The organism is Psychrobacillus sp. FSL H8-0484, from assembly GCF_038005325.1.
In the GTDB taxonomy this organism is placed as follows: Bacteria; Bacillota; Bacilli; order Bacillales_A; family Planococcaceae; genus Psychrobacillus.
Map to the genome: position 1 here is coordinate 880,350 of NZ_JBBOSZ010000001.1, position 16,312 is coordinate 896,661.

General features: G+C 36.5%; 13 protein-coding genes. 7 read left to right on the forward strand and 6 right to left on the reverse strand.

The features are described 5' to 3' along the window. Window positions 1-11 precede the first annotated feature (11 nt). Window positions 12-497 (forward strand): C40 family peptidase, encoded by a 486-nt coding sequence (locus MHH81_RS04005; protein ID WP_340918151.1) that lies wholly within the window; start codon window positions 12-14, stop codon window positions 495-497. A gap of 188 nt (window positions 498-685) precedes the next feature. Here the strand turns inward: MHH81_RS04005 and MHH81_RS04010 are convergent, their stop codons facing one another. Beyond that, window positions 686-1,771 carry a CdaR family transcriptional regulator gene (locus tag MHH81_RS04010; protein ID WP_340918154.1) on the reverse strand — a complete coding sequence of 362 codons (1,086 nt, stop codon included), beginning with the start codon at window positions 1,769-1,771 and terminating at the stop codon, window positions 686-688. Between the two features lie 127 nt (window positions 1,772-1,898). On the opposite strand from MHH81_RS04010, the gene MHH81_RS04015 reads away from it, so the two are divergent. Beyond that, window positions 1,899-3,035: a glycerate kinase gene (locus MHH81_RS04015; RefSeq protein WP_340918156.1), complete on the forward strand. Its 1,137-nt coding sequence runs from the start codon at window positions 1,899-1,901 to the stop codon at window positions 3,033-3,035. Between the two features lie 4 nt (window positions 3,036-3,039). Then, on the forward strand, window positions 3,040-4,383 hold the full coding sequence (locus tag MHH81_RS04020) for a GntP family permease (RefSeq protein ID WP_340918158.1): 1,344 nt from the start codon (window positions 3,040-3,042) through the stop codon (window positions 4,381-4,383). Between the two features lie 62 nt (window positions 4,384-4,445). Here the strand turns inward: MHH81_RS04020 and MHH81_RS04025 are convergent, their stop codons facing one another. The 3 genes from MHH81_RS04025 to MHH81_RS04035 form a co-directional block, all read right to left on the reverse strand. Further along, window positions 4,446-6,695, reverse strand: a complete 2,250-nt coding sequence (locus MHH81_RS04025) for an S-layer homology domain-containing protein (protein WP_340918162.1) — start codon at window positions 6,693-6,695, stop codon at window positions 4,446-4,448. Window positions 6,696-6,829: 134 nt separating this feature from the next. Further along, window positions 6,830-8,284, reverse strand: a complete 1,455-nt coding sequence (locus tag MHH81_RS04030) for an S-layer homology domain-containing protein (protein ID WP_340918164.1) — start codon at window positions 8,282-8,284, stop codon at window positions 6,830-6,832. A gap of 76 nt (window positions 8,285-8,360) precedes the next feature. Beyond that, the gene (locus MHH81_RS04035; protein ID WP_340918167.1) at window positions 8,361-10,004 is read right to left on the reverse strand and encodes a hypothetical protein; all 1,644 of its coding nucleotides are present in this window, start codon (window positions 10,002-10,004) and stop codon (window positions 8,361-8,363) included. Between the two features lie 532 nt (window positions 10,005-10,536). On the opposite strand from MHH81_RS04035, the gene MHH81_RS04040 reads away from it, so the two are divergent. Further along, window positions 10,537-11,613 carry a branched-chain amino acid aminotransferase gene (locus MHH81_RS04040; protein ID WP_340918168.1) on the forward strand — a complete coding sequence of 359 codons (1,077 nt, stop codon included), beginning with the start codon at window positions 10,537-10,539 and terminating at the stop codon, window positions 11,611-11,613. Window positions 11,614-11,687: 74 nt separating this feature from the next. Beyond that, window positions 11,688-12,485, forward strand: coding sequence for a gamma-glutamyl-gamma-aminobutyrate hydrolase family protein (locus MHH81_RS04045; RefSeq protein WP_340918170.1), 798 nt, complete (start codon window positions 11,688-11,690; stop codon window positions 12,483-12,485). 557 nt (window positions 12,486-13,042) lie between these two features. On the opposite strand, the gene MHH81_RS04050 is transcribed toward MHH81_RS04045, so the two are convergent. Together MHH81_RS04050 and MHH81_RS04055 are read right to left on the reverse strand one after the other, a co-directional pair. Continuing rightward, a complete protein-coding gene (locus tag MHH81_RS04050) occupies window positions 13,043-13,183 on the reverse strand; it encodes a hypothetical protein (RefSeq protein ID WP_340918173.1) in 141 nt (46 codons plus the stop codon). A 128-nt stretch (window positions 13,184-13,311) separates the two neighbouring features. Beyond that, entirely contained in the window at window positions 13,312-13,911 is a 600-nt protein-coding gene (locus MHH81_RS04055; RefSeq protein WP_340918175.1) for a transposase, read from the reverse strand. 322 nt (window positions 13,912-14,233) lie between these two features. Here MHH81_RS04055 and MHH81_RS04060 point away from each other — a divergent pair, with 322 nt between their 5' ends. Both MHH81_RS04060 and MHH81_RS04065 read left to right on the forward strand, forming a co-directional pair. Beyond that, window positions 14,234-14,941 carry a response regulator transcription factor gene (locus MHH81_RS04060; protein WP_340918177.1) on the forward strand — a complete coding sequence of 236 codons (708 nt, stop codon included), beginning with the start codon at window positions 14,234-14,236 and terminating at the stop codon, window positions 14,939-14,941. After that, window positions 14,931-16,292 carry a sensor histidine kinase gene (locus MHH81_RS04065; RefSeq protein WP_340918180.1) on the forward strand — a complete coding sequence of 454 codons (1,362 nt, stop codon included), beginning with the start codon at window positions 14,931-14,933 and terminating at the stop codon, window positions 16,290-16,292. The genes MHH81_RS04060 and MHH81_RS04065 overlap by 11 nt, the downstream gene beginning before the upstream one ends. Window positions 16,293-16,312: the final 20 nt, after the last annotated feature.

A 16,312-nucleotide genomic window follows, 5' to 3' on the forward strand; every position in this document is an offset into this window, starting at 1 on the left:
AGGAACAAGTTTTGACTTCTTTGTTTAAAAAAATCATCACTATCTTTAGTTTAACTGTAGTTTTAGCCGCGGGAACATTTGTAGGAAATACAGAAGCAGCAAGCACTGTAGCATCAACTCAAATCGTATCAAGTGCGAAAAGTCTAATAGGAATTGAATATCGTTATGGTGGAACAACAAAGGCAGGATTTGATTGCTCAGGTTTCCTCAATTACGTTTACAAGAAAAATGGTGTTTCATTGCCAAGAACAGCAGCAGGAATGTATAGCACAGGGAAAACAGTAAAAAAAGCGAATTTAGCCGTGGGAGACTTAGTTTTCTTCAATACATCAGGTAAAGGCGTATCTCACGCTGGTATGTACATAGGTAGTGGAAAGTTCATTCATGCTTCTACATCAAAAGGTGTTCGAATTGATAAATTAAATGACCCTTATTATTGGGGGAACAAATACGTAGGTGCTAAGAAAGTAGCGCCTGTATATGTAGCAAAAAAATAATGATATCCATACAACCGTTTCAGTGGAAAAGCTGAAACGGTTTTTTGTTGTTTAGGAAACTATAAAATTCTAACACGTCGATCACTTTCTACAAGTGTTTCTACCTCTGGGCTAAAGTGCTTTTCTGGCGACTCTTGAAAATGGAAATCAAGTGCAGTCCAGTGCCTTGCCTTTTTGTGCTGTACTTATCAGTTTTTTCCGATCGTCATCCATAATGCGATTTGTAGTATGATGGCGTCTTGAAAAATGGTTGGGTTATATCCAGTCAACTCGCGTATTTTATTTAGACGATATTTAAGTGTGTGTCGGTGAATTGCTAATGTTTCTGCACATATTGCATGTTGTTGATTGACATTAAAATATGCTTGTAGTGTGCTAACGAGCTTGTCATCTAAATTGGATAGTACTCGATGTGTAAAATGTTTTGCTTCTGGAGATTCTCCCTTTTTGAACAATGAAAAAATTTCCGCCTCTTCGAAGTGAATAATTGGCTTATGTCGCTCACCAAATTGTAGAGCAATTTTCGCGGTTTGGTAAGCGTAATGCACCTGGTCAAGAGAATGTACAATCTGTCCAATCGCTAGAGGAAGTGCATTATATTTCTTTAATTTTTCCGCTAGCAACGCTACTTTTCGGTTAAAAACTTTTTCGTCTAGGTCAGAAGTAAGAATAAAATGTTCGTTTAATTGATAATGTCCAATTAAAATAGAATCGCTATGAAAAAACTGCTCGATTCCTTGAAAAATATTTTGGTATGATTTTGATTCTGGGCTAATTTCAATCATTATTGCATGGAATGGGGGATTATTTAGAAAACCTATTTTATTTATTCGTTCGAAAATGACTTTTTGGAGCGGTTGTCCACTCATTAATTCTTCAAATACCATCTCTTGCATTTTTCGTTTCCATTCTCGTTCGGAAACAATTAACGCCTGGTGGACCATCATTTCAGTTGTAAGTTGTACAAGCGTTGCAATTTCTTCGATTTCTTCTGGATTCCCTGTGATTCCAATGACCCCGACTAATTCCTCTTGAAAAAATATAGGTAAATTAATACCAGGCTTCGTCTTAGGAAATAAGTGTTTATTATCCTCTGTAATCCACAAAGGCTTTTTCGTTTGGGCAACGTTAACTGCCCCTTCATGAATACTATCTACACGTAGTTGATCCGCTGAAGCAAGAATCATTCCATTCGTTTGAATAACGTTAATATTTCGGTGAAGCCTCAGCGTCGTCTGTTCAACAATTTGTTGGGCAAGTTGTTTTGTAATCATAGAACCTCCGATAAGTATAAAATACCACCTGTTATAATACAGAAAACTTATACAATAAGTATAATGTAAATTTAGAATATTAACACTATAATTCTATGTAAGCGCTTAACAAAAAGGAGGAGAACCTATGAAAATCGTTGTTAGTCCTGATTCTTTCAAAGGTTCATTAACAGCAACAGAGGCTGCACAAGAAATGGTAGCTGCAATGAATGAGATTAATCCAATGATCGAAACTGTACTACTACCTGTTGCAGATGGTGGAGAAGGAACGCTTGAACCTCTGATTATTGCAACAAATGGGCATACTGTTCATCTCGTTGTACAAGATCCACTTGGCCGACCAATTCGAGTGGAATATGGTGTGCTCGGAGACGGAAAAACTTGCGTCATTGAAATGGCGAAAGCATCTGGCTTAACGCTTTTAGAGGAGCATGAAAAAAATCCACTTGAAGCTTCTACTTATGGAACTGGGGAGCTCATCCGTCATGCACTAGATAGTGGGTACAGAAAATTTGTCGTAGGAATTGGTGGTAGTGCGACAAATGATGGTGGAACTGGAATGTTACAGGCTTTGGGTATGAAGTTTCGAAATAGAGACGGGGAAGCATTACCACAAGGACCGCAATCATTAAGAGATTTGCATGAAATAGATGTAACTAGCTTTGATAAACGAATAGAGGAATGTCGTTTTATCATCGCTTGTGACGTGGATAATCCTTTTATCGGTCCAAATGGAGCAACAGCTATTTTTGGCCCTCAAAAAGGCGTGACACCTGATTTAGTAGAAACGCTAGATCAAAACTTATTGCATCTCGCCAATAATATTGAATGTCTAACTGGCATCACGCTTCATAATCGACCTGGGGCAGGTGCAGCAGGGGGACTTGGTGGTGCATTTCTTGCATTTTTCCCTGTTGAACTAAAACCCGGTATAGAGGTTGTCATGGAAGCTATTAATTTTCATAAACAAATAGAGGATGCTGATTTCATCATTACAGGAGAAGGGAAAACAGATAATCAAACACTTTCTGGTAAGGCGCCTATTGGCATAGCGAATGCTGCAAAAAAGAAAGGTATTCCTGTAATATTAATTTCTGGTTTTATTGAAGAAGAGAGTTTTTCGGAACTATCTACTTATTTTTATAAACTAGCTAGTGTAGCAGATAGCGAGATTTCAAAAGAAGAATCGATTCGAAATGCTGCTTTTTATTTACGATTGCGAACAAAAGAAACAATGAAGTTAATAATAGAAAAAGGGGTGTGAGAAAATGTTGTTTTTAGTCATTTTATTAGGCGTTATTTTTGTGGTTGTAGCAACTGCCGTGTTCAAACTTCATCCATTTTTAGCTCTTTTAATTAGTGCGTTTTTTGTTGGTATTGCTTCTGGTATGCCACTACTTACGGTCGTAGAAAATGTAAACGCTGGTTTTGGCGGGCTGATGACGAGTATAGGTATTGTCATTGTTGCAGGTACGATTATCGGAGTTATTTTAGAAAAGTCTGGTGCAGCATATCGTATGGCGGAAGTGGTGCTTCGGGTTTTAGGGGAGAAACGTCCACAGCTAGCAATGTCTATTATAGGTTATATTGTGTCGATACCCGTATTTTGTGACTCTGGGTACATTATTTTATCTAGCTTGAAAAAATCATTAGCGAAACGTGCGAAAGTAAAAGTTGCATCGATGGCCATTGCGTTATCCACAGGCTTATATGCAACCCATACGTTAGTACCACCAACACCAGGGCCGATTGCAGCTGCTGGTAACATAGGTGCAACAGATTATTTAGGAACCATTATATTAGTTGGTTTATTTGTCGCAATTCCAGCGGTAATTGTTGGTTATCTATGGGCAATAAAAGTAGGTACGACAATTGAAGTAGAAGCAGATGAGGAAGAAGCGCTAGATTATGAAGACGTAATTAAGTCATTTGGTAAAATGCCATCTACATTTAAATCTTTTCTTCCGATCGTATTGCCAATTGTATTAATCGGTATAGGTTCGGTAGCGGCATTGACAGGTAGCGAAACTGGCTTTACACAATTCCTACGATTTTTAGGGGCACCAACAGTAGCGTTATTATTTGGAGTGTTTGCTTCATTCCTACTGTTACCGGAAATTAGTGAAAAGACTTTATCGGGATGGATTGGAGAAAGCTTAAAAGAAGCGGCCCCTATTCTATTGATCACAGGTGCTGGAGGATCATTTGGTACAGTTATTAAAAACTCTGGGGTAGCAGACTTATTGCAGCAAATGGATTTAGGTGCTCTTGCAAACGGAGCATGGTTCTTATTAGTACCTTTCTTAATCGCAGCAGCATTGAAAACAGCTCAAGGATCTTCTACAGCAGCACTAGTCATAACTTCCTCGTTAATTGCACCAATGCTACCAACTATAGGTATCGAAGGTGCATTACCGTTAGCGCTAGTTGTGATGGCAGTTGGGGCAGGTGCTATGACGGTGAGTCACGTAAATGACAGCTACTTCTGGGTCGTGACGCAGTTCAGTGGTATGAAAGTAACGGATGCTTACAAAGCACAAACAATGGCAACGTTGTTACAAGGTGTGACAACCATTATTGTGACCATGATTCTTTGGTTCATTTTCGTTTAAATAAATATGAGTACAAAAAAACGTCTCAAGTGAATGTACATCACTCGAGACGTTTTTATTATTTATTTAATCGTAATGGTTTTTTCGCCAATCTTATTTCCTTCAGAATCATATGCAATAAATGTACCTTCTGTGAAAAGGGTAAGGTCCGTAATTTCGTGTATTTCTTTTTCAAGAGCATAATAATTTTGTCCCCTATAAATGAGTTCGTAGTCAATGTTACCTTCAAGTGATGTAAATTGAACGATCACTCTAGCAACTTCTCCACAATTTTCACTTATAAACGTGTTCATGTAAAAGTTTGTTCTAGTAGACTTAATAGTAGGTGATAGGAATCCTTGATCATAATACGAACAACTTGGGTAGTGGGTTTCACATGTAATTTCGTCTAGAATTGCTTGATAAGCAGCAGCAATATCAGTACTTTCTGCAACATGATAATAACTACCACCTGTACTATTTGCTATTTGTTCCAGTAGTTCTTCATTCAAAAACTTTTTATCTCCAAGTCCGATTGTATATACAGTAATATTACGATCTCTAGCCTCTTTAATTAATGAAACAATTTTACTTGGACTAGACTTCCCATCTGTTAGTAAAATAGCTATTTTGGGAGTGTTGCCAGTTGAAAAAGAATCAAAGGCCTTATCAAGTCCATCTGCAATGTTGGTTCCACCAGCTTGTCTAACTTGGTTAAAAGTAGAACTAATAAAGGAAGGAGACCCTTTACCAAGAAGGTAACCTTTTGAATCAAAATGTGCACCAACATTTGTCGGAGCATTAAGTGCAGATATTAATTCCTGTGACTTAGAAACGCGAAGTCGGCTTGGATCGCTTCGTTTCATACTTCCAGACGAGTCTATAATAAATCCAACCTCAAAGTCTCTAGGGCAGCTGTAATCTGCATAAAGCGGACGGTCAACATTTATCTCGTGACTATGAAATTTATTTAAAATGGAAGTAAGTTCGCTTGTGTATCTTGCATCTGATTGTGAAATTTTAGCACTAAGGGAAGAATCCCCCCATGGATAAGATTTAATAGAAGTTCTAGCAACTCCATTTACAAAACTTACTTCATTATTTGAAAAAGAAAGCTGAGCAGAGTCGAAGCGAACCTTTCCATTATAATCTGTTATGATTTGACCACCAGGTCGAACAATAGATGCTTTAACAAAAAACGAATCCTTATTAAAAACTTCATGTTCAATACGAAGCTCTGCTTGTGGATCATAACTAATTTGCACAGAAACAGGATTTTTATAGCAGGCCATATTTACTCCAGTGCTGTTATTGTCACTAATCTTAAATGAAATTGTATCATTCAGAGATTTTGTTGATTTTAATGCGGTTATTTGTGCTGATATATCAGGACCGTCTGTGTATAGAGTAGTCGAGCTAGTCCATTTCCCACCTTGTTCACCTGTAATAGTTGCTCCTAATTTAGAAGTAACAACAAAAGGTATGGATTGATCATATGGAATAGTGTTTCCATAGCAATCTTTTAAAATGAGTGTAATGAAAGATGAATCTACTCCGTTTGCAATTAATGTCGGATGCTGGATATCCATATCTGCTAGGCGAGAATCATACGTTGGAGAAACAGGTTTTTTATCAGGTTCTTTATCAGAGGGACCTGGAAAAACAATTGTACCTGTATCTGGGAAATCAGTAGGTTTATCTATCGCTACATTATCACTTCCAAAAATGGTACCATTTATACCTGATATTTTAAATGTCCCTCGATTTGCTAGTCTATTTAGAAAAACAGTTGCATCTGCTCTAGTTAATGCTTTAGCTGGATTGAAGTCTTCATAGGTTTTCTTTCCACTTGAACCACTAGAAAGGTTTTGACTGTAAAAATACTGTACCGCATAGGGTTCTGTGAGATTTAGACCATCTGCTGCTGCGATGATTCGAGCAAACTGCCCTCTTGTAACTGCTTTATCTCTTTTTTTTGTGTTTGTATAGCCATTTACAGGCATATTCTTACTTTTGAAGTATCGATAATATCCAGCGGAGGTAGGCTCGCCGGGCTTTGTTATATAAGAACCAGTTGCTTTAAAGGAAGTATCGAATTTAGAAAGTACGGATACTAACTGAGATTCAGTTATTGCTTTAGTAGGTCCGAATGTTCCATCAGGGTAACCTTTCATGATCCCTTTTTTATTGGCCCATACAATTGAAGAATAGGCCCAATAATCCTTATTAATGTCTTTATAGAGATTAGCAGCATTTACTTGTAGCGTAATACTAGGAATAAACAAAAGTAAAGTCATCATGAGAAGTATTGTTTTCATTTTCAATTTTTTCATCTAATCTTTCCTTTCTATTAATCGGCTACGCCTTTCGACGCAGAAGGAGTGCTGTTGCCCCGAGGAGGCTTCGCAGTTCGTCCGCGGAAAGCGAGTGGATTTTCGTCCATAACAAAATGATTGTTTAACAGAGCCTAATCAAAGAAGAGCATATCATCTCGATAATTTTGTTTTAAATCATTTTCTAGAAAGTTTAAAAATCGAGCAATCATCGCGGCAGATTGTGCTCTAGTTAAAGATTGATTTGGATTAAATCGATTCTTCTCATCTCCATTAATTAAGCCGAGCTCCGTTGCTACATAGACACTTTCCTTTGCGTATGTTGGTATCTTATTGTCATCTGCAAAATTAGTTTTGAATCCAGGACTTGGTGCGCGCCCTTCCAAACCTAAAGCACGAACTAGGATAGCTACAGCTTGAGCTCTCGTAATAGGTTGATTTGGTGCAAATTTACTTGGGTTAACTCCATTAATAATGCCTTTCTCAACGGCACTCTCAATATATATATAATCAGGATCTTTAGGATCTAAATCAGAAAAAATTGCTTTAGTAGGAGGCTTTTTATTTTTAGGTTGTTCTAGAACACGAAGATCCACAGCCCTTAATACTCCTATTGTAAATTGGTATCTCTTCATTGGTGTATTTGGGGAGAAAAATGAACTTGATTCATCAAAAATACCGAGAGAATACAGCTTTTCGATATCATCTTTTGCCCAGTGGTTAGATAAATCGCGAAATTTAGGGACAATTAGTCGTTCGATTGTTGGAACTTTTTCTTGATTTAGATTAATAGTTCCATTTTTATTACTTGCAATTTTTGCATATGGAATATCATATGTATATTCCGAAATCATATTGCTTGAGTTAATAACGGTATGCCCACCAACAAAACTAGATAGAGAAGGAGGATGTGTTTCATATTGAAGTATTTTCGATTTACTGTCCGAAACTTTGCTCGTGATAAATGCATTTCCTAAACGTGTGTTTATTTCGTAATCCATGACTTGTGTTTCAGTAGCACCCCAAAAGTTTTTATATCCTACATCTCGTCCATTAATAAATACGGTAATGGTCTCTTTATTTGTTGAACTTCCTGTTCCTTTGGAAGTTTTAAGATAAATTTTACGACCGACTATATTACCTGAATAGTAATCAGTTGCAGGTCGATTATCAATGACAGAAGCCTGAGAAAATTGAAAATCATCTAATGTATAGGTATCCGTACCGATTGTCACTTTTTCAGAAAAACTTTTGACAGAAGTATTGGAGGTAGTTTGACCTTTATCTTCAAAAGCTTCTAAAGTAGAGACATATACAATACTTCTAGTTAATTTATCTCCTAATGCATTGGAGAGATTAAATTTATAAGTTGTCGTTATTAGGTTTTTATTTTCTTTTTCTGTAATGGTCGCTTTTCCAGAAAATTTAACAGGTGCTCCAGATAAGAAGAATACTTCTTCATATGTATATTCATTTAATACACCCCCATTAAAGTCAGGTGCTTTTGCATTTGTTGTTTCATTGAATAAAACAAGTGATAAGATAACTGCTGTAAAATAAATAGATAGTTTCTTAATGAATGTGTTCATGTTTATATTATTTCCCTCTTTTCTTGTCAAAGTTGAAATGGCATGTAAACATAGATGCTCACATGCCACTTTCTACTTAATTGACTAAAATGATACGTCCTTTTACAACAGATTCATGAATGATGAATAGTCGATCATTTGGTTCTAATTCATCAATGGTTATTACTTTTCCATCTTTAATAATTGTAGCTTGTTCAACATTCATACTATAAATTTTCCCTGCTTCTTTCCAAATACCTTGGTACCAGTGGCTTACGTTTTGTACTCGAAGTGTTGTTCCATGCGCTGCAGATTCTAGGCGTCCTACGGAAACTAGTTGAGCGATATTAGTCGAAGTACCAACAATATGAGCGGCAACAATTTGGTTGTCTTGAACGTAGAAGTAGCCATATTGGCCAATTCTTTCATCCATTTCATTTCTAGGGACTACGGATATTGTTGAACGTCTGAAATCTTCCACCACGTTCGTATCATTACTCATAGTAAGACTTGTAATTGGAGCAGTAGTCCAATAGTTGTTTGATAGTTTCTTCGCATTATTAATGGTTATATTGTATGTCCCTGCGGAGCTAATTTTTCCATAATAAACGTCGTGTTCTGCTAAATTTGGGCTTTGGAATCCATCATTTGTCACATGCACAATGTTTGCGTATTGGCTTGTATTCGTTCCATCTGTTACGACAAAGGCTGTTCCACTTGATTGAAGACTATAGGAGTCAACTAATCTTCCATTACGAATAATGATGGATCCGTCATGATATGGAACAATCCCTATATTTTTTAATCCAATTTTCTTGGTAGTCGTATTGATAGAAGTCATAGGCTCATAAAACGTTCGTTCATTCGTCCGCTTTATCACGATCTTTTGAATGATTTCTTTATCGAATTGACTAACTGTCACATAGTAAACTTCATCATTGGCATAGTAGCGGAGCTGATCTTGTTCTATTTGTTTATTGCCAACAAAGATTGGTGTTTTGGTTGAATATGTTTTGGAAGAATTACCAACAGGTATTTGAGATTGCCATTTCCAATCGCGAAATACTTGTTCATCTTTTACAATTAACTTGTTTTGAATCGGGTCAATTTGTTTAATAGTACCTTTATAAAGGTTTTCTATTATAGCACCTTGCGTAATTACTTCAACAGAAGTAAGTATATTAGAGTTATGTTCTTCTATCTTTAACTTCACTCGATCGCCCTCGTATAAGAGGCTTAGATCAACAAGATTAGTGTCTTTATAAAATTCCGTTTCATTATTTATATAGAAGGTTTTTGATATTCCATTATCAAGTCTGATAGAAATAAAAGTACCTTTTTTATCAATTTTATTAATTGTTCCAGCAATGGATTTTCCGATAGCATCTGTATTTTCTTGAGATACATCAATGAAGCCGCGCAGTGCTTTCACCTTGCGTAAATTGACATCAGCTTCCACTTTCATTCCTAACTTAAATGCATCTATTGTTGTCGATGTAGAATTAATGGAGAGGGAAGCGTATTTATCGATATTTAAAGTAGTTGTTTTACCGCTGCTATTTTGAATGGTAATTGTTTTTATTCTTTTATCAATAGCCCCATTAGGTAAAGAAACATTTTCATAAGAGACGTCTACAAATGTTCCTTTTACAATAGTGGCTGCATTAGTCTGAACCGGATAGAGGAAGTAACTATATAGTAAAATTATCATTGGGAGTATGAGCATGCGTTTTTTGGACAATTTATTGCCTCCTTAAAATTTCTAGAATTTATATGTATACCTAATTTATCGGTAGAAAGTCTAATACTTTTATGGAAAAATGAGAATTTATATAATTCAAATGAAACAGAATGGTAATGTGTAAGTTAATTTCATAAATAGTACTTTGTTATTAAAATATAAACATTTATCACTTCGTTGATTGAAGCGGCATGCGGAGACTCCAGTGGGATGAGTGAGGCAGAAAAGACATCACAAACGACGCGTGAGCGGCGGTGAGTCTTGTCGCTCACCCCGTGGAAAGCGTCCGCCTATAGTGGAAATCTACTAAACTTTATTCCGTGTAATATATATATTTCTTTAGTTTTCTTTAGTAATGTTCGTGTTTTTATGTAAATTGGAATTATGAAATTGATTATGTACTAAAGTTTTTGAAATTAATTTTAAAAAGGTATTTCCAATTTTCTTAAAAGTAGTATAATTGCATATAATATATTGCACATAGAAACTAGTTGCAATTTAATAAATTTTATTGATAGGGGAAAATTACGACATGAGTAGTCTAAAAATTCAAATTACAAAAAATGAAAACAAAAAAGAAAAAGTACCAGCAGATCAACTTCTATTTGGTAGAACATTTACGGACCATATGTTTATTGCAGATTATACAGATGGTGTAGGCTGGCATGATTATCGAATTGTCCCTTATCAGCCAATAACTTTAGATCCTTCTGCAACTATTTTTCATTATGGGCAAACAGTTTTTGAAGGCATGAAGGCTTATCTAGCAGAAGACGGTGTTGTCCGTTTATTCCGTCCAGAAGAAAATATGAAGCGTTTGAACATTTCATGTGACAGACTAAGCATGCCAAAAATCGATGAAGATCATGCGATTGAAGCATTGAAGCAGTTAATTGAGGTTGATAAAGAATGGATTCCAGCTGAACCTGGTACATCTTTATATATTCGACCATTTATGATTGCAACCGAGGCTCATTTGGGGGTTTCCGCTGCTCTTACTTATAGTTTCATCATTATCATGTCACCTGTAGGTTCTTATTATAAAGAGGGTATTCACCCTGTTAAAATTCTTGTTGAAAACGAGTATGTTCGTGCTGTTGCAGGGGGGACTGGTACTGCGAAAACTGCAGGAAACTATGCTTCCGGTTTAAAAGCGCAGGAAGTGGCAGATCGTGAAGGGTACTCACAGGTACTTTGGTTAGATGGGATTGAACGAAAATATATTGAAGAAGTAGGTAGCATGAATGTATTCTTCAAAATTGATGGAGAAGTTGTAACTCCTTCTTTAAACGGTAGTATTTTAGACGGTATTACGCGTAAATCGATTATCCAACTATTAAAGCATTGGAATGTTCCAGTTACAGAGCGTAAAGTTTCCATGGAAGAAATTCGTGAAGCTTATCTCAATGGAAAATTAGATGAGGCTTTTGGAACGGGAACGGCCGCTGTTATTTCTCCAATAGGCGAGCTTCGCTGGAAAGGCGAGTTATTTTATGTGAATAACGGCGAAACTGGTGAGCTTTCATCCAAATTATATGAAACATTAACAGGAATTCAAAAAGGTAATCTATTAGATCCTTTTGGATGGGTTGTTGAAATAAAAGAATAGAGTAAAAGGTGTCGCTCCTTTCATATTGGAGTGATCATTTTATGTCATTTTGCATTGGAACGGGGAGACGAACAATGAAACCACTTATTGGTATTTGTGCAAATTATTTAACTGATGATACTGTTGGACTAGCATCTGGAATAGGTGCTAAAAATCAAGAATGGCAACTGCTTGCAGACGATTATATTGTTGCGATAGAACGTGCAGGTGGAGTGCCGGTAATTTTACCTATTACGGAGGATTTAGAAACGTTAACACCTCTTTTGCAAAAGCTAGATGGAATATTATTTTCTGGAGGATCGGATATCGATCCAAATTACTATGGAGAATACCCTAGATTTGGACTTGGATTGATTGAACCAAAACGCGATAACCATGAAGTAAAGTTAGCGCAAAAGGTTTTATTAGAGACATCATTACCTGTACTTGGGATATGTCGTGGGATGCAGTTATTAACAGTTGCAACAGGCGGAACACTTTACCAAGACTTGCAAACTCAAATGCCCGAAGGAATGAATCATTCTGTCCATAAAGCAGTGAAGCATCATGCATTTCACCCAGTGAGTATTGAGAAAGAGTCTATACTCTATGAAATTTATCAATCGGATGAGCTTGGGGTAAATAGTTTTCATCATCAGGCAGTAAAAGAGCTAGGGCAAGGTTTTAAAGTAACAATGATCGCTCCCGACGGAATTATAGAGGGGATGGAATGGGAAACAGGTAACCGTTTCGTCGTAGCAGTTCAATGGCATCCAGAAATGATGGAAGGCACTGTTTCAACCATTCGACCGCTTTTCCATGCTTTTGTAGAAGCATGTAAAGTAGCTAATCAAAAGCTCTCCCTTATACCTAGTGAAGAAACAATTGCCTAAAGAAAGAATCCTGTCTTATGTGAGACCACTGAAAAACTTACGTTTTTAAAACAGTAAATTCTTTTTAAACAAAAATCCGGCAGTTCTTGTTCAAGTTTGAACAGGAAGTGCCGGATTTCTTTGTCTATTTCTCCTCTTCGTTCAGCAATTTCAAAATCTGTTTCAGATCCAATTTACATGAAATAAACACGAAAAATACTAAGGAAACTAAAGAAATATATATATTACACGGTATAATGTATAGTTGATTTCCGCTATGGGATACACTTTCCGCGGGGTGAGTGAGAAGCCATCACCGCCGCCACGCGTCGTTTGTGATGGCTTCTCTGTTTCACTCATCCCGCAGGAGTCGCCGCCTGTCGCTTCAATCAACAAAGTGATAAATGATCGTATTTTAATGACAAAGTACTATTTATGAAATTAACTCGTTTGTATAAATTAATTGTCTTTTCCTGAGTAGGCTGTTTCGCCAATAACCGCTTCCACTTCCTTGCCCGTTGCTTTCTTTTTCAAATTAATTCTTGTAGATATTGCACGGCACTTTTTTCGCCTGTTTGTCACCACTGCTGATGTAATAATACGTAATCCGTTGTCTTACGCCCGACAAGAGCATCTAGATCCGTTGAATAGTTTAATTGCATTTCGTAATCTTCATTGACTTCTTTTAATACCTTGACCTTTTCCTGTACAGCGGGCATATTCGCCAACTTTTCTTTCATTTAGTCATCAAATTGATACCCCGCAGGAGTTTGCGACAAGGAGGCTCACGGGACCGCCCGCAACGGAATCACCTAGATGATTAATAGACTTTTTCAGTGGCCTCGTCTTATGACAAGCTATACTGACAAAGAGAGGGTTTTTCTTCTTCCATGCGGAAATTCTCGCAATACGTACAATAGTCTTTCGTTTTTATTTCAGGGTATCTTTCCATTATTGCTGGAAGCAATTGCGTATTAACAAAAGGGTGCTCTGGTTTTTTGTGCTGATAGTAATATTGAAAAGAGCTATAAGGATAATGTTCTATTTTATCAACGATAGGTCTTGTTGTATTTAGTGGGTTATGGTGAATATAGCTACTCACATTTAATAAACTAATAGGATCAGAAACCATGCTAGCAAAATAGCGCGTTTCATAAAGTTGACCAAAATACTTATACTTCCGCTTGAAATACTCTGAGTAGCGTTTGTTAATGAGTGCCATCACATCTGAAAGTGGCACTTCTGGTGAACGAATAAGCAAATGATAATGATTATTCATCATGCAGTAAGCAATGATAGTAAATGGATATTTCTTGAAAGTGAAGTGTAATGCACGAAAAAAGAGCTTAAAGTCCCCATCATTCAAAAATATATTCTGTCGGTTATTTCCCCGCATCGTCACATGATAAAAAATCTCCGGTTGCCAAATTCTTCTCATTCTACCCATAGAAATTACACACCTCCAATGATTTGATTCCACCATATAACAAAAAAAATAGAACCGCAATTGTCACAATTTGCATTTTCCTGCAACAATTTAGTTCTTAACTACCAAAACGCTCCAAAAATAAATTGTGACACCTAAAAAGCCCCCAAAATAAAATTCTTAACCTAACCAATTTTTTCATTTACGTTCCAAAATAATTGTTACAGTATTGTTACTGGTGCCTGGCACCAGTAACAATACTGTAACAATACCTTATTAAAATGAGCGTATTAAAATGTTCTAATGTTGTGTGATAAAATAGGAGGAAAGAGGAGGCTTCGGAATGACGAAAAATGTCTTAATTATTGAAGATGAGGAAAATATTGCTCGTGTTCTACAATTGGAGTTAGAATTCGAAGGCTACGCGGTAGATATTGCATATACAGGGACAGATGGTCTGATTAAATATAGAGAACAACAGTGGGATTTAGTACTGCTAGATTTAATGTTGCCTGGTTTAAATGGCTTAGATGTACTAAGACGAATCCGTGCGACAGAATCGGATACACCTGTTATTTTGTTAACTGCTAAAAGTAATTTAGATGATAAAGTGACTGGTTTGGATTTAGGTGCAAATGATTATGTGACGAAGCCGTTTGAAATTGAAGAGCTGCTCGCCCGAGCTCGTTCAGCAATTCGGTTTACAAAATCCTCTCCATCTATTGCTATAAAAGTAGAGAATGTCCATACTTTTCATTCACTCATGTTAAACGAACAAACTCGTGAAATCACAAATGATGGTGAGTCGATTAACTTAACCCCTCGTGAATATGATTTATTGCTTTACTTAATGAAGCATCCTACCCAAGTCCTAACAAGAGAGCAGCTATTAGATGCGGTATGGGGCTATGATTATTATGGAGACACAAATGTTGTCGATGTTTACATAAGATATGTTCGAAAAAAATTAGAGGAGAATCAAAAGCCTTCTCATATTCAAACAGTACGTGGTGTTGGGTATGTACTGAAGGAGCAAAGGAATGAAGCTTAAAACAAAAATACACCTATTTTCTACTATCCTTACGTTAGTCATCATAAGCATGATGAATATTGGTGTATATTTTTTATTTGAAAAAATGGCTTTTGATACGGAATATAAACAACTTAACACAGATGTAGATGAGTTAATCACTGCATTAAGTAAAATGAAGGAGGAAGATGATGCGGCGACTATTTTACGCACATTTATTCCTACTACTGGTGGCATTCGAGTAATTGATAAATACGGAGAATCAGAATTGTTTGTACAAACGATAGACGGGGTGAATACTTATATACCAGAGCTTGAGGTAGGAGATAGGTATGCAATTGGAACATTCCAAGGGGCGCCTATTTTAACGATAAGTAAACCAGTCATTTGGCTGAATGGTGACATTGTAGAAGTTCAGACGATGAAAATACTATTGGATGTGGAAAAGAACTTAGACTTCTTACGCCTTATATTAGTTGGTGTGACGATAGCTGGAATGCTTCTCATGACTGCTTCTAGTGTAACGCTCGGTAATATTATCACTAGTCCCATTAAAAAATTAATTAATACAATGTCACAAAGTAGGCTATCAGGGAATTATGAAAAAATAGCCGTCCGACCTAAAGGGAAAGACGAGATGGCACAAATGGGTTTTGCTTTTAATGAGATGATGGTGCAACTGGAGCAAAATTATAAAAAACAAGAGCAATTTGTATCGGATGCTTCACATGAATTAAAGACACCTCTAACCGTTATAGAGAGCTATGCAAAGCTACTCTCACGTCATGGCTTTGAGAACAAGGCGATTGCTGAAGAATCCGTACAAGTGATCATAAGCGAGACTCGTAGAATGAAAGAAATGATTTCTCAAATGTTGTTACTGGCAAAAGGGAATGGTTACAATGTGCATCATTTCCAAACAATCGATGTATTTGATTTAGTAGAATCTACTTTGAAATCTATGCGAACTGCATATGATCGTAAGTTTTTACTTAAAGGGGAAGGGCCAATTTATGCAAATACGGATATTGAACAATTAAGACAATTACTTTTTATTATTTTAGATAATGCTCGAAAGTATAGTGAACAAGAAATCAAAACGTCCATTATAGAAGATGAAATGGGCACGACAATTTCTATTATGGATTTTGGAAATGGCATTTCGAAAAAAGATATAGAGTATATTTTTGACCGATTTTATCGTGTAGATGAAGATCGAAATAGAAAAACAGGTGGAACAGGACTCGGTATGGCCATCGCAAAAGATATTGCCATGCGGCTGTCTGCACAATTGACGATAGAAAGTACAGTAGGCTTTGGAACGACTATTCATATTTTCATTCCAAATAGTCCAATTCTCAGCGATTTTTAATGTTTGTCCATTAAAATAGA